The organism is Pseudomonas sp. GW460-12-10-14-TSB1 (genome assembly GCF_017349775.1).
Classification (GTDB): Bacteria; Pseudomonadota; Gammaproteobacteria; order Pseudomonadales; family Pseudomonadaceae; genus Aquipseudomonas; species Aquipseudomonas piscium.
Genome location: NZ_JACNAC010000052.1, coordinates 1 through 17,436 on the forward strand (window position 1 = coordinate 1; position 17,436 = coordinate 17,436).

Below are 17,436 nucleotides of genomic sequence, written 5' to 3' on the forward strand. Positions count from 1 at the left end.
GCCAGTCAGTGCGCGGTGGCGTGATGCCGGGCCGGTTTTGCGGGTTTCACGGCGGGAGTCGGCAAACGCGGATGATGGTGTCGGCGAGCAATTCGCAGGACGCCCCAGAGCATGGCAGCGGCGACGGCCAGCCAGCCGCCGATCAGCATCAGGATTGTCGTTGTCAGGCTCATACATGCCTCCTTTTTGCCCTGTCCGGGCACACTCTCGTTGCAATGGACAGTCTAGTCGTGGATGTGTTTCAAGCCATTGACCAATAGTCGAGTGTCATCAAACTGTTTGCTCTATGGGGCGCAAATTACTGCGGCTGGACGCTATACCCCTGCATCGCGGCGCCCTATGATCAGCGTTTCGGCCGGGGCTCCTGGCTTGGCGTCTGCACAAGAGAGTCATGATGGAACGGATGTTTCTGCGATTTCGAACACTGTTGTTGGCGGGCGCCTGCGCCCTGACGCTGGCCGGTTGCGCCAGCAGCGTGCAGCCGGAGATTCAGCGCTTGCCCGAGCGGGTGGAACTCAACGGCGTGCCGTTTTTCCGCGGCGAAACCTATCAGAGCGGTCCAGGCACCCTGGCCAGCATGCTGTCCCAGCAAGGCATCGCGATCACCCCAGGTCTGCTGGACAAGCCGCTGCATTTGCCGGGCGCCGAGGCGAAGTTGCAGCAGAACATGCTGACCCTGGCGCGTGAGTACGGGATGGTGGTCTACCCGCTGGACGACAATCTGGCGGCGCTGCTGACCCAGGTCGCCGCGGGATACCCGGTGATGGTGCGTTACACCGAAGGCTCGGCGTTCTGGGCCGAGCCTCGTTATGCCGTATTGGCTGGTTACAACCGGCACAAGCAGACGGTGTTGCTGCGAGCGGGAATGAATCGTCGCCTGTTGATGGACTTTGCCAAGTTCGAGTCGGCCTGGAGCAGCGCGGGGCGCTGGGCGGTGCTGATTCAGGGGCCGACCCAGGTGCCGGCTCAGGTCGATCGTCAGCGTTGGCTGAAGGCGGCCGATGAGTTGGCACAGGCCGGGCAGGAGAACGCGGCGGCGCGGGCGACCAAGGCATTGACCGCCAACTGATATTGCAGAAACGCTGACGGCGCCTTTGGGCGCCGTCCTTTGAACAGGGCTGCGATCGACGGATCTGCAGCCTTTTTTGTGTCTGTCAGGTTCTATTCGGCAGTCTGGGCGACGCCGTTCTGACGACTTTTCAGGTTTTTGCCGGCCTTGTAGCTCAAGGCGGCATTCGGTACCGAGCTGCTTTTGCCGGTTTCCAGCCACTGGCGGATGCGGCTGGCATCGGCGAAGTGCGTGTATTTGCCAAAGGCGTCGAGAATCACCAGGGCGACCGGGCGGTTGCTCATGCTGGTCACCAGTACCAGGCAGTGGCCTGCTTCATCGGTAAAGCCGGTCTTGGTCAGCTTGATGTCCCAGTTGGCCCTGTTGACCAGGTGATCGGTATTACGAAAACCCAGGGTGTAGTTGGGTTTGCGGAACGCCACGGTCTTTTCCTTGGTGGTGCTCAGCTCGCTCAGCAGCGGGTATTTGCGCGCTGCCAGCAACAGTTTGCTCAGGTCGCGGGCAGTGGACACGTTATGGACCGACAGGCCTGTCGGCTCGACATAGTGCGTGCTGGTCATACCCAGTGCCTTGGCCTTGGCGTTCATGGCGGCAATAAAGGCTGCGTACCCGCCCGGGTAGTGGTGGGCGAGGCTGGCGGCGGCACGGTTTTCCGACGACATCAGGGCGATCAGCAGCATCTCCTTGCGCGGCAGCTCGCTCTTGAGCTTGACCCGGGAAAACACGCCTTTCATTTCCGGGGTGTTGCTGATGTCCACGGAGATGTACTCATCCAGCGGTTGTTTGGCGTCGAGTACGATCAGGCCGGTCATCAGCTTGGTCACCGACGCGATGGGCACGACCACGTCGGGATTGCTGGAATAGATGACCTTGTTCGTCTGCAGATCCAGCAGCAGGGCGCTGCCGGAGGCAATATGCAGTTGGGAAGGGTCGCGCGGCGCTTCGGTGGTTTCGCGAGCGACGGCGCTCTGCGTGATAAAGGTGCCTGTAAATGCAAAAAATAGGCTCAGGATAGAAAGACGGATTTTCACGCGGGCGGACTCATAAAGTGGATATGCCGTTCTGCAACGGGCTGCTTTCAGAAAAACGTTACATTTTATGAGTATGTGCCAGGAAAGAGCTACACGCCCGTAGGTAAAGGGCCTTGGGTAAATTAAATTTCATCCTGTATCAGTTTTGAATCAGTTCGATCCCCATCCTTTCTGATGAGTTGATGGTCACTGCAAGCGGGGGCTGTTCGCTTCAGGTTTTTGGCGAGCAGAAACAAAGAACCCCGCCAGTGGCGGGGTTCTTTTATCCGGGCTATTTCCCAGGGTCAGTCGTGCAGCGTTTCTGCCGCATACAGCGTGTTTTCCAGCAGGCAGGCGCGAGTCATCGGGCCAACGCCACCCGGTACCGGGGTGATCCAGCCGGCACGGGGCAGGGCGGTCTCGTAGACCACGTCGCCCACCAGTTTGCCGTCTTCCTGGCGGTTGATGCCGACGTCGATGACGATAGCGCCTTCCTTGATCCATTCACCCTTGACCAGGCCCGGCTTGCCGGCGGCCACGACCACCAGGTCGGCACGCCCGACGTGGCCGGCCAGATCCTTGGTGAAGCGGTGGGTGACGGTAACGGTGCAACCGGCCAGCAGCAGCTCCATCGCCATCGGGCGGCCAACGATGTTGGAAGCGCCGACCACTACTGCATCCATGCCGTACAGATCGGCACCGGTGCTTTCCAGCAGGGTCATGATGCCTTTCGGCGTGCATGGACGCAGCAGAGGGATGCGTTGGGCCAGGCGACCGACGTTATAAGGATGGAAACCATCCACATCTTTATCCGGGCGGATGCGCTCCAGCAACTTGGAGGCATCGAGGTGTTCGGGCAGTGGCAGTTGCAGCAGGACGCCGTCGATGTTCGGGTCATCGTTGAGGCGGTCGATCAGGCCGGCCAGTGCTTCTTGAGTGGTGTCGGAAGGTAAGTCATAGGCTTGTGAAAGAAAGCCGACCTCTTCGCAGTCTTTACGCTTGTGCGAGACATAAACCTGAGAGGCCGGGTCGCTGCCGACCAGGATCACCGCGAGGCCTGGAGTACGCAGGCCTTGCTGGCGACGCTCGGCGACACGTTTGGCGATCTGCTGGCGCAGGCTAGCGGCGATCGCTTTGCCGTCGATTAGTTGTGCAGTCATGACGCGTGATTAACCATCGAGAGGGAGAGAAAAAGAGCACGCATTCTCGCATGCCAGGACGTGAGGGCAAAGGCGCTTGGTCTGCAAATTCCCCTAACTCCTTTAATTAAATGAATTTTTTTCAAAAAAGAGTTGACGACCTAACGGCTCGTCTATAACATTCGTCGCACTTGTCGGGCACAGCCTAGCACTGGTTAAGAAGGTCGGGCAGAGTTGATGTTTAGCTCGTAACGACTGAAAGCAATTAGTTTGTAATCATTAAAGAATACAGATTAATAAGGCGCCCGTAGCTCAGCTGGATAGAGCATCCGCCTTCTAAGCGGATGGTCGCAGGTTCGAGTCCTGCCGGGTGCGCCATTAGGCAGCTTTGGCACAAGTAACGCAACAACGCAATATGGTGGGCGTAGCTCAGTTGGTAGAGCACAGGATTGTGACTCCTGTTGTCGTGGGTTCGATCCCCATCGTCCACCCCATATTCCGAAAGGCGCCAGATTAATAATCTGGCGCCTTTGCTTTAAAAGCTTGATACGCGGACGTGGTGGAATTGGTAGACACACTGGATTTAGGTTCCAGCGCCGCAAGGTGTAAGAGTTCGAGTCTCTTCGTCCGCACCAATTAAGTAGCTATTTATATAGCAGATAACGGCGCAGCACCTGAAAAGGGCTGCGCCGTTTTCGTTTCAGAAGTCTGTATTTCCAGTGGGTCGCAGGTGGTGGGCCAGGGAAGCGACGAAACACTCGTCCTTTTGTCGCTGGAATGCTGAAGGTTTACCGGTCGGGTTGTGGTTTGGTCCGGCCATCAGGGATGTGACGCGCCATTCCTTCTATATATAGAAGCGTTGGTGCAGAGGCCCTGGTTTGATTCGCTGTATTTGCTCTCAGGGCGAGGCTCAACCCTTGGTCCCCGCCTTTAAATCGCCAGCTGTTTTTTTACCCGTTTTCAGTAGGGTGACTTCTTGAGTTTGACCCACTAGAATGCATGCCCTTGATTCTGGGGTCGGAAACGGCCGGCTAACGTCTGTGCAACGAGGAATATCCATGCAAGTTTCTGTTGAAAATACTTCTGCTCTTGAGCGCCGCATGAGCATCACCGTGCCGGCTGAGCGCATCGAGACACAGGTCAACAAGCGTCTGCAGCAGACTGCCCAAAAGGCCAAGATTCCAGGCTTCCGTCCTGGCAAAGTCCCAATGAGCGTGATCCGTCAGCGTTATGAAGCTGATGCGCGTCAAGAAGCTGTGGGCGACGTGATCCAGGCTTCCTTCTACGAAGCCGTTGTCGAGCAGAAGCTGAACCCGGCTGGCGCTCCTTCGGTTGAGCCAAAGGTTCTGGAGAAGGGCAAGGACCTGGAATACGTTGCAACGTTCGAAGTGTTCCCTGAGTTCACCGTTGCCGGTTTCGAGTCCATCGCCGTTGAGCGTCTGAGCGCTGACGTGGCTGATGCCGATCTGGACAACATGCTGGAAATCCTGCGCAAGCAGAACATTCGCTTCGAAGTGGCCGATCGTGCCGCCCAGAACGAAGACCAGCTGAACATCGATTTCGTCGGCAAGGTCGACGGTGAAGTGTTCGCTGGCGGTTCCGCCAAGGGTACTCAGCTGGTACTGGGTTCCGGCCGCATGATCCCGGGCTTCGAAGAAGGCCTGGTCGGCGCCAAGGCTGGTGAAGAACGCGTTCTGAACCTGACTTTCCCTGAGAACTACCAGAACCTGGACCTGGCTAACAAGGCCGCCGAGTTCACCGTGACCGTCAACACCGTTTCCGAGCCTAAGCTGCCAGAGCTGACCGAAGAGTTCTTCGCTCAATTCGGCATCAAGGAAGCCGGTCTGGAAGGTTTCCGCGCCGAAGTTCGCAAGAACATGGAGCGTGAACTGCGTCAGGCCATCAAGTCCAAGGTCAAGAACCAGGTAATGGACGGCCTGCTGGCTGCCAACCCGATCGAAGTGCCTAAGGCTCTGCTGGATAATGAAGTGAACCGTCTGCGCGTTCAGGCCGTTCAACAGTTCGGTGGCAACATCAAGCCTGATCAACTGCCGGCCGAGCTGTTCGAAGAACAAGCCAAGCGTCGCGTTGTACTGGGTCTGATCGTGGCCGAAGTGGTCAAGCAATTCGACCTCAAGCCTGACGAAGCCCGCGTGCGTGAGCTGATTCAGGAAATGGCTTCTGCTTACCAAGAGCCGGAGCAGGTCGTGTCCTGGTACTACAAGAACGAGCAGCAACTGAACGAAGTCCGTTCGGTTGTGCTGGAAGAACAAGTTGTGGATACTGTTCTGCAGAAAGCTAGCGTGACCGACAAATCGGTCTCTTACGAAGAAGCGGTCAAGCCGGTAGAAGCACCACAAGCCGACTGATTTTTTACTCGTTCGAAAATACACACCATAAGCCAGCCTTCGTGCTGGCTTATGCGTATTCAAGACATGACTATTTGGGAGTGACTGCAGGACATGTCCCGCAATTCTTATTATCAGCAGAGCTCTGACATCCAGGCCGCAGGCGGCCTGGTCCCGATGGTTATCGAGCAGTCCGCCCGTGGCGAACGCGCCTATGACATCTACTCGCGCCTCCTCAAGGAGCGGGTGATCTTCCTGATTGGCCCGGTAGAAGACTACATGGCCAACCTGGTCGCGGCACAATTGCTCTTCCTTGAAGCGGAAAACCCGGACAAGGACATCCATCTTTACATCAACTCGCCAGGCGGTTCGGTGACTGCAGGCATGTCGATCTACGACACTATGCAATTCATCAAGCCGGACGTTTCCACCATCTGCATCGGCCAGGCCTGCAGCATGGGGGCCTTCCTGCTCGCCGGTGGCGCAGCGGGCAAGCGTCATTGCCTGCCTAACTCGCGGATGATGATTCACCAGCCATTGGGCGGTTTCCAAGGTCAGGCTTCGGATATCGACATCCATGCCAAGGAAATCCTGCACATCCGTTCGCGTCTGAACTCGCTGCTGGCTCATCACACCGGTCAGAGCCTCGAGACCATCGAGCGCGACACCGAGCGCGACAACTTCATGAGCGCAGAGCGTGCGGCTGAATACGGCCTGATTGACTCTGTGATCACCAAGCGTCAAATGCCCGCCTAAGCAACTCAAATGTAGGTGGTTGGTTTAACCGGCCACCTGCGGACTTGAAAAAGCCCGCAATTGCCTTCATCTTGTGTTGCAAGCCTATCGGATTTGGATCGATCGAATGACTGACACCCGCAACGGCGAGGACAACGGCAAACTGCTTTATTGCTCCTTCTGTGGCAAAAGCCAGCATGAAGTACGCAAATTGATTGCCGGCCCCTCGGTCTTTATCTGCGACGAGTGCGTCGACCTGTGCAATGACATCATCCGTGAGGAGGTGCAGGAAGCACAGGCCGAAAGCAGCGCGCATAAATTGCCTTCGCCTAAAGAAATCAGCGGCATCCTTGATCAGTATGTGATTGGTCAGGAACGTGCGAAAAAGGTTCTGGCAGTAGCGGTATACAACCACTACAAACGCCTCAACCAACGTGACAAAAAGAATGACGAGGTCGAACTGGGCAAGAGCAACATCTTGCTGATTGGCCCTACAGGTTCGGGCAAGACTCTGCTGGCAGAGACCCTGGCGCGCCTGTTGAATGTACCGTTCACCATTGCCGACGCCACCACCCTGACCGAAGCCGGTTATGTGGGTGAGGACGTCGAGAACATCATTCAGAAACTGCTGCAGAAGTGCGATTACGATGTAGAGAAAGCTCAAATGGGCATCGTCTATATCGATGAAATCGACAAGATTTCCCGCAAGTCTGACAACCCTTCGATTACCCGTGACGTTTCGGGTGAAGGCGTGCAACAGGCCTTGTTGAAACTGATCGAAGGCACTGTGGCTTCCGTTCCGCCTCAAGGTGGTCGCAAGCATCCGCAGCAAGAGTTCCTGCAGGTCGATACACGCAACATCCTGTTCATCTGCGGTGGTGCGTTCTCGGGGCTGGAAAAGGTTATTCAGAACCGTTCGACTCGCGGCGGTATCGGCTTCAATGCTGAAGTACGCAGCAAGGAAGAGGGCAAGAAGGTCGGCGAATCCCTGCGTGAAGTCGAACCGGACGATCTGGTCAAGTTTGGCCTGATTCCGGAGTTCGTGGGCCGTCTGCCGGTTCTTGCGACCCTGGACGAGCTGGATGAGGCTGCGTTGATCCAGATCCTCACCGAGCCGAAAAACGCCTTGACCAAGCAGTATGCCAAGCTGTTCGAGATGGAAGGCGTCGATCTGGAGTTCCGTACCGATGCCCTCAAGTCGGTCGCCAAGCGTGCGCTTGAGCGCAAGACCGGTGCTCGCGGATTGCGTTCGATTCTCGAAGGCGTGTTGCTCGACACTATGTACGAAATCCCCTCGCAGTCCGAGGTGAGTAAAGTAGTGATCGATGAAAGCGTTATAGAAGGTAAGTCCAAGCCACTGTATATCTATGAAAACAGTGAGCCGACTGCCAAGGCAGCCCCGGACGCTTAAGCGCCGGACTGCTGGTTTGACAGAAGGGGCCTTCGGGCCCCTTTGCTTTTACTGCCTTTAAAGTACTGTCTTTGAGCTTGTTTTTTTTCGAGGCAGCCCCCATCTTGGTTTCAAGCTTACTTCCATCTGTTTACGGCCTTATGGCCGCCGTAGAGGCGAAATCATGAAGACAACCATCGAATTGCCTCTCCTGCCATTGCGTGATGTCGTGGTTTATCCGCACATGGTTATCCCGCTGTTCGTGGGGCGCGAGAAGTCTATCGAAGCCCTCGAGGCCGCGATGACGGGCGACAAGCAGATTCTTCTGTTGGCTCAGAAAAATCCTGCTGATGATGATCCCGGTGAAGATGCACTCTATCGCGTAGGTACCATCGCCACTGTTCTGCAATTGCTCAAGTTGCCTGACGGCACCGTCAAAGTACTGGTCGAGGGCGAGCAGCGGGGCGCTGTGGAGCGTTTCAGCGAAGTGGATGGCCACTGCCGTGCCGAAGTCTCCCTGATTGACGAGGTGGATGCTCCTGAGCGCGAGTCGGAAGTCTTTGTCCGCAGCCTGCTGTCCCAGTTCGAGCAATACGTGCAGCTGGGCAAGAAAGTCCCTGCCGAAGTGCTGTCGTCCCTCAACAGCATCGATGAGCCGAGTCGCCTGGTAGACACCATGGCCGCCCACATGGCGCTGAAAATCGAGCAGAAGCAGGAAATTCTCGAAATCATCGACCTGTCGGCGCGTGTCGAGCACGTGCTGGCGTTGCTGGATGCGGAAATCGACCTGTTGCAGGTCGAGAAGCGCATTCGCGGTCGCGTGAAGAAACAAATGGAGCGCAGCCAGCGCGAGTACTACCTGAATGAGCAGATGAAGGCCATTCAGAAAGAGCTGGGCGACGGTGACGAAGGTCACAACGAAGTCGAAGAGCTGAAAAAGCGCATCGACGCCGCCGGCTTGCCAAAGGACGCCCTGGCCAAGGCCCAGGCCGAGCTGAACAAGCTCAAGCAAATGTCGCCGATGTCGGCCGAAGCCACAGTAGTGCGCTCCTACATCGACTGGCTGGTTCAGGTGCCGTGGAAGGCTCAAAGCAAGGTTCGCCTGGACCTGGCACGCGCCGAAGACATTCTCGATGCCGATCACTATGGCCTGGAAGAAGTCAAAGAGCGGATTCTCGAATACCTCGCCGTGCAAAAGCGCGTGAAGAAGATTCGTGGTCCGGTGCTGTGCCTGGTCGGGCCTCCCGGGGTTGGTAAAACCTCCCTGGCGGAGTCGATTGCCCACGCCACCAACCGTAAATTCGTGCGCATGGCCCTCGGTGGCGTGCGTGATGAAGCGGAAATTCGTGGCCATCGTCGTACCTATATCGGTTCGATGCCAGGAAGATTGATTCAAAAGATGACGAAAGTGGGCGTTCGCAACCCGCTGTTCCTGCTCGATGAAATCGACAAGATGGGCAGCGACATGCGTGGCGATCCGGCTTCGGCGTTGCTCGAAGTGCTCGACCCCGAGCAGAACCACAACTTCAACGACCACTATCTGGAAGTCGATTACGACCTTTCCGATGTGATGTTCCTCTGCACCTCCAACTCGATGAACATTCCGCCAGCGTTGCTGGACCGGATGGAGGTGATTCGCCTGCCGGGTTACACCGAGGACGAGAAGATCAACATCGCGGTCAAATACCTGTCGCCGAAGCAGATCCAGGCCAACGGCTTGAAGAAAGGCGAGCTGGAATTCGACGAAGAAGCCATTCGCGACATCATCCGTTACTACACCCGCGAAGCCGGTGTGCGTGGGCTGGAGCGCCAGATCGCCAAGGTCTGCCGCAAGGCGGTCAAGGAACATGCGCTGGAAAAACGCTTCTCGGTGAAGGTCACTTCCGACCTGCTGGAGCATTTCCTCGGTGTGCGCAAATTCCGCTACGGCCTGGCCGAGCAGCAGGATCAGATCGGTCAGGTAACGGGCCTGGCCTGGACCCAGGTCGGTGGTGAGTTGCTGACCATCGAAGCTGCCGTGGTGCCTGGCAAAGGTCAGTTGATCAAGACCGGTTCGCTGGGCGACGTGATGGTCGAGTCGATCACTGCGGCGCTGACGGTGGTGCGTAGCCGTGCGAAGAGCCTGGGGATCCCCCTGGACTTCCACGAGAAGCGCGACACCCATATCCATATGCCGGAAGGGGCGACCCCGAAAGACGGCCCTAGTGCTGGCGTAGGCATGTGCACGGCCCTGGTTTCGGCACTGACCGGCATTCCGGTGCGGGCTGATGTGGCCATGACCGGGGAAATTACCCTGCGTGGTCAGGTGTTGGCGATCGGTGGTTTGAAAGAGAAACTTCTTGCAGCACATCGCGGCGGAATCAAGACAGTCATCATTCCAGAAGAGAATGTGCGTGATTTGAAGGAAATTCCTGACAATATCAAGCAGGATCTGCAAATTAAGCCAGTTAAATGGATTGACGAAGTCCTCCAAATTGCGCTGCAATACGCGCCGGAGCCCTTGCCGGATGTGGCTCCCGAGATAGTTGCAAAGGATGAAAAACGCGAGTCTGACTCTAAGGAAAGAATTAGCACGCATTAGTACGCATTAGCCTGGGGGGCTTCCTTGACAGCTTTTTAGAGCCCTTGTTATAAAGCGGCTCTTAAGTGTCTGTAGGCCATTCAGCACTGGTTTTTGCTTTCACCAAAAAACTTAGAATCATACTCAAATAGATATATAAGGGGACTTAGAGTGAACAAGTCGGAACTGATTGATGCTATCGCTGCATCTGCTGATATCCCGAAAGCTGCTGCTGGCCGTGCGCTGGATGCAGTAATCGAATCCGTCACTGGCGCTCTTAAGGCTGGCGACTCCGTTGTACTGGTTGGTTTCGGTACTTTCTCTGTTACCGATCGTCCTGCTCGCATTGGTCGTAACCCACAGACCGGTAAGACGCTGGAAATCGCTGCAGCTAAAAAACCAGGTTTCAAAGCTGGTAAAGCACTGAAAGAAGCCGTTAACTAAGCTTCCTTCAAGCCTTTGCCTACCCGGGTCGGGGTCTTTCCCGACCTGGCAGCGGAGCGGTAGGGCAGCCGGTTAGAAATCCGGTTTGTCACATCGGGGATCGAAGGTTCGAACCCCTGTCCGCTCCGCCAGTTACGAGAAAGGCGCATCCTCGGATGCGCCTTTCTTCTATCCGGACTCTACCCACGCTCCACGGTTGCTTAATTTGAAGTACAACCGTTTCTGGGGGACGCATGCTGCAGAATATCAGGGACAATTCACAAGGCTGGATTGCCAAGACCATTATCGGGGTCATCGTCGCACTGATGGCGCTGACCGGTTTCGATGCCATTTTTCAAGCCACTTCCACCAGTCAGGACGCGGCCAAGGTCAATGGCGAAGAAATCACCCAGAATGAGCTGAGCCAGGCGGTTGATATGCAACGCCGTCAGCTCATGCAACAACTGGGCAAGGATTTCGATGCTTCCTTGCTCGACGAGAAGATGCTGCGCGAAGCGGCTCTCAAAGGTCTGATCGACCGCAAACTGCTGCTGCAAGGCGCGGAAAACTCCAAGTTCGCCTTCTCTGAAGCCGCTCTGGATCAGGTGATCCTGCAAACGCCGGAGTTCCAGGTGGACGGCAAGTTCAGCCCTGAGCGTTTCGACCAGGTGATCCGCCAGCTGGGTTATAGCCGGATGCAGTTCCGTCAGATGCTGGCTCAGGAAATGCTGATCGGCCAGGTGCGCGCCGGTCTGGCTGGCAGCGGTTTCGTGACCGATGCCCAGGTGCTGGCATTCGCTCGTCTGGAAAAACAGACCCGTGACTACGCTTCCCTGACCATCAAGGCCGACCCGGCGGCAGTCAAGCTGACCGACGATGAGGTCAAGGCTTACTACGACGAACACGCCAAGGAATTCATGTCGCCGGACCAGGTGGTCATCGACTACCTGGAATTGAAGAAGGCTTCCTTCTTCGATCAGGTCAGCGTCAAGGACGAAGAGCTGCAGGCGCTGTATCAGAAAGAAACCGCCAACCTGTCCGAACAGCGTCGTGCCGCGCACATCCTGATCGAAGTGAATGACAAGGTGAACGAAGCACAGGCCAAGGCCAAGATCGAAGAGATCCAGGCGCGCCTGGCCAAGGGCGAAAGCTTCGAGGCACTGGCCAAGGAGTTCTCCCAGGACCCGGGTTCGGCGAACAACGGTGGTGACCTCGGTTATGCCGGTCCTGGCGTCTATGACCCGGCCTTCGAGGAAGCGCTGTACGCTTTGAACAAGGATCAGGTTTCGGCGCCGGTACGCACCGGTTTCGGTTTCCACCTGATCAAGCTGCTGGGCGTCGAGGCACCTGAGGTGCCGAGCTTCGCCAGCCTGAAAGACAAGCTGACCCGCGAGCTGAAAACCCAGCAGGTCGAGCAGCGTTTTGTCGAGGCGACCAAGCAACTGGAAGATTCGTCGTTTGAAGCTTCGGATCTGGCCCAGCCGGCTCAAGAGCTGAAACTGACCGTGCACACTTCCGCTCCATTCGGGCGTGAAGGGGGCGAGGGCATCGCTGCCAACCGCGCCGTGATTCAGGCTGCTTTCAGCCCTGAAGTGCTGGATGAAGGTGCCAACAGCACTGCCATCGAGCTGGATCCGGAAACCGTAGTGGTCCTGCGCGCCAAAGAGCACCGCAAGCCAGAGCAACTGCCGCTGGAAAGCGTCGCCAGCAGCATCCGCGCGCAATTGGCCAAGGAGCACGCCAGTGCTGCCGCCAAGGCCAAGGCCGATACCTTGATCGCCAGCCTGCGTGAAGGCAAGACTGCGCTGAAGGCGCCTGTCGATGGCCAGAACTGGAAGGTTTCCGAAGCCGTGACCCGCGGCCAGGAAGGCGTCGAGCCGATCGTGCTGCAGGCCCTGTTCCGCATGTCCAAGCCAGCGGCCAAGGACAAGCCGACCTTCAGCAGCGTGACCCTGCCGAATGGCAGCCTGGTGGTCCTGCAACTGAGTGGCGTGAACGAAGCCGCTGCACCGACTGACGAAGAAAAGGCGCAGTACCGCCGCTTCCTTGCCTCGCGTGTGGGTCAGCAAGACTTCGCGGCATACCGCAAGCAGTTGGAAAACCAGGCTGACATCAAGCGCTTCTGATGCCTGACTGAAGTAACAAACAGAGACCCCGGCCAACGTGCCGGGGTTTTTGTTTTTAGCGTGCGGCGGGAAAGCCGTGATGCCGGGCATTCACGGCGACCAACAGACAAACCAGCAGCAGGCCGATGATCACCCAGGGAAACGACAGAACGCCCGGGCCTTCCAGCAGTACGCCACCCACCAGCCCGCCACCGGCGATGGCCAGGTTCCAGGCGGTCACCAGCATCGACTGTGCGGCGTCGGCGGAGGAACCGGAGGTCTTCGCCAGGGCTGTCTGCAGCAGGGTGCCGAGGCCACCGTATGACAAGCCCCAGAGGACCATCGAGGCGTAGACCGCGGCAGGCGCGTCAGGGCGGAACGCCAGCAGCAGTGCGCAGAGACCGAACAAGGTGCAACTGACGAGTACCAGCCGCCGCAACCAGCGATCGATCAGCAGACCTACGATCCAGATGCTCAGCACCGCGGTCAACCCGAATACCAGCAACACCCGGTCGATCTGCCCGGTGATACCGGCCGGCTCCAGGAGCGGCGCGATATAGGTGTAGAGGATGTTGTGGCCCAGGACATAAGCGAAGGTCACAAACAGCACCGGCTTGACCCCGGGCAAGGCAAACACGCTCTTCAGCGACAGGCGCTTGTCGCTGCGCAGGCCGGGAAAGTCCGGTACCTGCCAGCGCACCCAGCCGAGCAGAACCAGAGTCAGCACCGTCATCAAGGCAAAGCTGGCCCGCCAGCCGACCAATGCACCGAGCAGTGTGCCCGCTGGAACTCCCAGGGACAGAGCCAGCGGTGCGCCAAGCATAGCGACGGCGATGGCCCGGCCCTGCAAGTGCGGTGCGACCATGCGGCTGGCATATCCGGCCAGCAGGGCCCAGAGCAGCCCGGCGAATATCCCGGCAAAAAAGCGCGCGACAAGGATCAGGCTGTAGTTGCTGGAGAGGGCCGTGACGCTGTTGACCACGGCAAAACCGCCTATGGCGATCATCAGCAAGGGGCGACGGCGCCAGCCTTGGGTGAGGATCACCAAGGGAATCGCCGCCAGTAGCGAACCAATGGCATACAGCGTGACTAACTGGCCGACCAGCGCCGGGGACACCGCCAGGTCCTGGCTCATTTGTGGCAGCAGGCCGGCTGGCATGGCTTCGGTAAGGATGGTGATGAAACCGGCGGTCGCCAGCGCCAGCAGGCCGCCCAGTGGAAGTCGGTCGCGACGCCTGGACTCGATGTCCAGCAGGTCGACGGTGGCAAGGGGTTCGGTCATGGTCTCAGGCTCGCTACAGGTTTCAGGAAGTAGGGAGGCTGAGGGTAGGGCGCTGTGATAAAGAGAAAAATAGGCTAAGGTTCCGAACTTATCGGACATCCATGTCCGCAATAGCGAGGTCGGCGATGGACTGGTTGAGCAATATCTCGGTCTTTCTGCATGTGGCGAAAACCCGCAGTTTTACCGAGGCGGGGCGGTTGTTGGGGGTATCGTCGTCGGCTGTCGGCAAGAGCATCGCTCGGCTCGAGGAGCGCCTGGAGACCCAGCTGTTCCATCGCAGTACCCGCAGTATCACCCTGACCGCCGAAGGCGCGAGTTTTCTCGAGCGCTGCCGCCGGATTGTCGCCGAGGTCGAGGCGGCCGAATTCGATCTGTGCAAGTCTTCCAATGTTCCGCGGGGCAAGCTGCGGGTCAGCCTGCCGCAGGTTCATGGCCTGGTGATGCCGGTGTTGGTGGAGTTCATGCAGCGTTATCCGGAGATCGAGCTGGATATCGAGCTGACGGACCGCATAGTGGATGTCGTGGAGGAGGGTTTCGATGCCGTGATACGCACTGGCAGCCCCGGTGACTCACGGCTGGTGGCCCGGTCGTTGGGGCAGTTCCGCCTGGTGCTGGTGGGCACGCCTGAGTACTTTCGCGAGCATGGCGTTCCGCAGACGCCCGCCGACCTGGCCAACCACGGATGCTTGCGGCATACCTTCCACAACACGGGCAAACTCGAACACTGGCCATTGCGACGAGCGGTCGACGCCCCGGAACCGCTGCTGCCGACACGTTTTGTCAGTACCTCTATCGAAGCCGTGGACCATGCGGTACGGCGTGGCCTGGGGATCGCCTGCCTGCCCGATTTCATGGTGCACGAGGCGCTCGTGCGAGGAGAGTTGCAGCCAGTGCTCGACGAGCATCTCGAATACAACGGCACCTTCTGGCTGCTCTGGCCGGCGAGCCGGCACACCGCCGCCAAGCTGCGGGTATTCATCGATCATCTGTGCGCGCGACTTTTTCCGGCAAACCGTGGTCAGTAACCTTGTATTAACCTTAAGACACTAATCCGCGAGCCCTGTAGCCTCGAACTGTTGCACAATACGCCCCGGACCGTTTTCCTCAGGATTTTCGATGTATAGATCATTTCACCTGCGTACCGCCGGGTTGACGCTGCTGCTGGCGGCCGTCGCCGGTTGTTCGTCGCAAAAGACCGCCATTTACGAGCATGAAAACTTCGATGACTCCGGCACCTTTTCGCGCAATTACCCGGTGAGTGACACGGCGTCCTGCGAGGCCGCTCGTCGCGCCTTGCTCAGCCAGGGCTACATCATCACCAGCAGCGATCCGAAACTGGTCAGTGGCCACAAGAGCTTCCAGCAGACGGGCGAAACCCACATGGAGATCAGCTTCAGCGTGGTGTGCGCCCAGGACGGCAACACCAATCACCGTTCCACGGTGTTCGCCAACGCCCTGCAGGACCGTTATGCGCTGAAGAAGGTCAACAACTCGGCGAGCCTGGGGGTGGGCGTGCTGGGTTCGGTGTCGATGCCGATCGGCTCGACCGACGACTCGATGGTCAAGGTCGCCAGCGAGACGGTTTCCTCGGCGAAGTTCTACGAGCGTTATTTCGCCCTGGTGGAGCTGTTCCTGCCACAGGAAGCGAAAAAGGCCGCGCACATCATCGAAAAACCGAAGACCGACCTGGGCGTGCCTGAGCCCAAACCCGCCGAACCTGCTGCAGCACCAGCTCCGGCGCCAGTGACACCGCAACCGGCGCCTGTGGTACCGCCTGCTGCACCGGCTACCGAGCCTGCTCCGGCCACCCCGCCGGTTGTGCCGGCCGAATCGAGCCTCTCGCAGCCGCTAGCGCCACCCGTGGAAGCGGCGCCGATCGCGCCGATCGCACCTGCCGAGCCGACGCCGGCCACCGAGATCCTTACCCCGCCTCCGGCCAGCACATTGCCGGCCCCGACAGAGCCGATTCCGGCGCTGCCACACTAAGCATCCGCGGATAGCTGCGGGATCGACCCAGGTGTCGATCCCGCGGTTGCCGAGCCCCTCTGAAAATTTCTTTGCCAGCTCGCGGGTAAATCCGTTGCCAGCTGCTACGTTCCATTTGAGGGACGGATGATCCCCGCGCGGTATTTTTTCTGTCACACCGGCACTTTATGCTGGTGGCCAAGGTCAGTAAGAAGGCTATTCACTCAGAAGGTTACCTACCCCCCACACACAAGGAGTCCGCCATGGACGATTACCAAGAAGAACTGCTGGAATTCCAGGCTTTCGAACTGGACCCGCTGGAACCCGCAGAAGACGCCACCGAGCTGTAACGCCGGTGGCGTTTTTTTTCAGGCGGACTGCCGGTGGCTGCGACGAAACTCACCCGGTGTCTGGCCGCTCCAGCGCTTGAAGGCGCGTTGAAAGGCCTCGGCTGAGGCAAACCCCAACAGATAGGCAATTTCCCCGAAGGCCAGTTCGGTATCGCGAATGTAGGTCATGGCTAGGTCGCGGCGGGTGTCGTTGAGAATGGCGCGAAACTGCGTCCCTTCCTCGGCGAGTTTGCGGCGCAGGGTCCAGGTTGGCAGCTTCAGGCGTGTCGCCACTTCTTCCAGGTCGGGCTCCCGGCCACCATTGAGCAAAGGCCCCAGCAACTGAGTGATGCGTTCACGCAGGCTGCGGGTGCGGGTCAGTTGCTCCAGTTCCCGTTCACAGAGTTGCAGCAGATGGCGCCAGGTACTGGGGCAGTGCTCGACATTGCGCTGGGCCAGGGTGGCCTGGCTCAGGCGCAGCTGATTGTGCTCGGCGCCGAACTGGATCGGGCAATCCCCCAGGTTGTTGTAGCGGTCGCGGTAATCGGTCTGGGCAAACTCGATCTCGATGCGTTCCGCCTTGACTGGAGCGCCGAGGCTGCCCAATTGCTGCAGCCAGCCGGCCAGGATCGAGTCCACCACAAAGCGGTTGTAGGCGTTGTAGGGGCTGATGGAGTAGAAGCGCAGCCAGGCGCCGTCGGCGTCTTCATGGAAGCTCGATTGGCCGCGATAGTTCGAACCGTACAACGCTTCGAAGCGGGTCAGGCAGCGCGCGGCCTCGCGTACGGTCGGCGCCTGGGCAGCGGTGACGCCCGCCAGCCCGGCCTGGCTCAGGCGGCTGAGCTGGCCCATGCGCAACCCGAGTGCCGGATCACCGGTCAGTTGAATCGCTGCGTGGCCCAGGCGCATGTAACGAGGAATCGACAACCGCGCTCCGGCCTCGGCCAGGCGCGCGGCATCCAGTCCGTATTGTTCCAGCAGCGGCTGCGGGTCGAGGCCATGGCTGCGCACGGCGTCGGCCAGGCTATGGACGAAGCCCACCGACAGGTCTCCGAGGCGCATCGGCTGGGGCTTCATGGAT

Annotated in this window: 15 protein-coding genes and 3 tRNA genes; 13 read left to right on the plus strand and 5 right to left on the minus strand. The window is 58.6% G+C overall.

What is annotated here, in order from left to right; all coding sequences use genetic code 11:
* Positions 1-5: 5 nt before the first annotated feature.
* Positions 6-173 carry a hypothetical protein gene (locus J4D52_RS24045; RefSeq protein WP_164485783.1) on the minus strand — a complete coding sequence of 56 codons (168 nt, stop codon included), beginning with the start codon at positions 171-173 and terminating at the stop codon, positions 6-8.
* 221 nt (positions 174-394) lie between these two features.
* Between J4D52_RS24045 and J4D52_RS24050 the strand changes: the two genes are divergently transcribed.
* Positions 395-1,069: a PA2778 family cysteine peptidase gene (locus tag J4D52_RS24050; protein ID WP_025804781.1), complete on the plus strand. Its 675-nt coding sequence runs from the start codon at positions 395-397 to the stop codon at positions 1,067-1,069.
* 92 nt (positions 1,070-1,161) lie between these two features.
* Here J4D52_RS24050 and pbpG read toward each other — a convergent pair whose 3' ends face one another.
* Positions 1,162-2,100: a D-alanyl-D-alanine endopeptidase gene (pbpG, locus tag J4D52_RS24055; protein WP_102676996.1), complete on the minus strand. Its 939-nt coding sequence runs from the start codon at positions 2,098-2,100 to the stop codon at positions 1,162-1,164.
* Positions 2,101-2,384: 284 nt separating this feature from the next.
* Positions 2,385-3,239 (minus strand): bifunctional methylenetetrahydrofolate dehydrogenase/methenyltetrahydrofolate cyclohydrolase FolD, encoded by an 855-nt coding sequence (folD, locus tag J4D52_RS24060; protein ID WP_007927213.1) that lies wholly within the window; start codon positions 3,237-3,239, stop codon positions 2,385-2,387.
* A gap of 280 nt (positions 3,240-3,519) precedes the next feature.
* Between folD and J4D52_RS24065 the strand changes: the two genes are divergently transcribed.
* The 9 genes from J4D52_RS24065 (at position 3,520) to J4D52_RS24105 (ending at position 12,800) form a co-directional block, all read left to right on the plus strand.
* Positions 3,520-3,596, plus strand: a tRNA-Arg gene (locus J4D52_RS24065).
* Positions 3,597-3,636: 40 nt separating this feature from the next.
* Positions 3,637-3,712, plus strand: a tRNA-His gene (locus tag J4D52_RS24070).
* 56 nt (positions 3,713-3,768) lie between these two features.
* Positions 3,769-3,853, plus strand: a tRNA-Leu gene (locus tag J4D52_RS24075).
* A 423-nt stretch (positions 3,854-4,276) separates the two neighbouring features.
* Complete coding sequence (gene tig / locus J4D52_RS24080) at positions 4,277-5,587, plus strand: trigger factor (protein ID WP_009044653.1); 1,311 nt, start codon at positions 4,277-4,279, stop codon at positions 5,585-5,587.
* 93 nt (positions 5,588-5,680) lie between these two features.
* Positions 5,681-6,322 (plus strand): ATP-dependent Clp endopeptidase proteolytic subunit ClpP, encoded by a 642-nt coding sequence (clpP, locus tag J4D52_RS24085; protein ID WP_007927205.1) that lies wholly within the window; start codon positions 5,681-5,683, stop codon positions 6,320-6,322.
* A gap of 106 nt (positions 6,323-6,428) precedes the next feature.
* Positions 6,429-7,712: an ATP-dependent Clp protease ATP-binding subunit ClpX gene (gene clpX / locus J4D52_RS24090; protein ID WP_007927204.1), complete on the plus strand. Its 1,284-nt coding sequence runs from the start codon at positions 6,429-6,431 to the stop codon at positions 7,710-7,712.
* A 163-nt stretch (positions 7,713-7,875) separates the two neighbouring features.
* On the plus strand, positions 7,876-10,272 hold the full coding sequence (lon, locus tag J4D52_RS24095; protein WP_009044652.1) for an endopeptidase La: 2,397 nt from the start codon (positions 7,876-7,878) through the stop codon (positions 10,270-10,272).
* A 93-nt stretch (positions 10,273-10,365) separates the two neighbouring features.
* Positions 10,366-10,695: an HU family DNA-binding protein gene (locus J4D52_RS24100; protein WP_020296819.1), complete on the plus strand. Its 330-nt coding sequence runs from the start codon at positions 10,366-10,368 to the stop codon at positions 10,693-10,695.
* 233 nt (positions 10,696-10,928) lie between these two features.
* Positions 10,929-12,800, plus strand: a complete 1,872-nt coding sequence (locus J4D52_RS24105; protein ID WP_102676995.1) for a SurA N-terminal domain-containing protein — start codon at positions 10,929-10,931, stop codon at positions 12,798-12,800.
* A 55-nt stretch (positions 12,801-12,855) separates the two neighbouring features.
* Here J4D52_RS24105 and J4D52_RS24110 read toward each other — a convergent pair whose 3' ends face one another.
* On the minus strand, positions 12,856-14,061 hold the full coding sequence (locus J4D52_RS24110; protein WP_102676994.1) for an MFS transporter: 1,206 nt from the start codon (positions 14,059-14,061) through the stop codon (positions 12,856-12,858).
* A gap of 125 nt (positions 14,062-14,186) precedes the next feature.
* On the opposite strand from J4D52_RS24110, the gene J4D52_RS24115 reads away from it, so the two are divergent.
* From J4D52_RS24115 to J4D52_RS24125, 3 genes are all read left to right on the plus strand, one after another.
* Positions 14,187-15,086, plus strand: coding sequence for a LysR family transcriptional regulator (locus J4D52_RS24115; RefSeq protein ID WP_102676993.1), 900 nt, complete (start codon positions 14,187-14,189; stop codon positions 15,084-15,086).
* Positions 15,087-15,177: 91 nt separating this feature from the next.
* Positions 15,178-16,047 (plus strand): DUF2242 domain-containing protein, encoded by an 870-nt coding sequence (locus J4D52_RS24120; protein ID WP_102676992.1) that lies wholly within the window; start codon positions 15,178-15,180, stop codon positions 16,045-16,047.
* Between the two features lie 167 nt (positions 16,048-16,214).
* Positions 16,215-16,376 carry a hypothetical protein gene (locus J4D52_RS24125; RefSeq protein WP_155274250.1) on the plus strand — a complete coding sequence of 54 codons (162 nt, stop codon included), beginning with the start codon at positions 16,215-16,217 and terminating at the stop codon, positions 16,374-16,376.
* Between the two features lie 18 nt (positions 16,377-16,394).
* On the opposite strand, the gene J4D52_RS24130 is transcribed toward J4D52_RS24125, so the two are convergent.
* The gene (locus tag J4D52_RS24130; protein WP_102676991.1) at positions 16,395-17,432 is read right to left on the minus strand and encodes an AraC family transcriptional regulator; all 1,038 of its coding nucleotides are present in this window, start codon (positions 17,430-17,432) and stop codon (positions 16,395-16,397) included.
* Positions 17,433-17,436 lie beyond the last annotated feature (4 nt).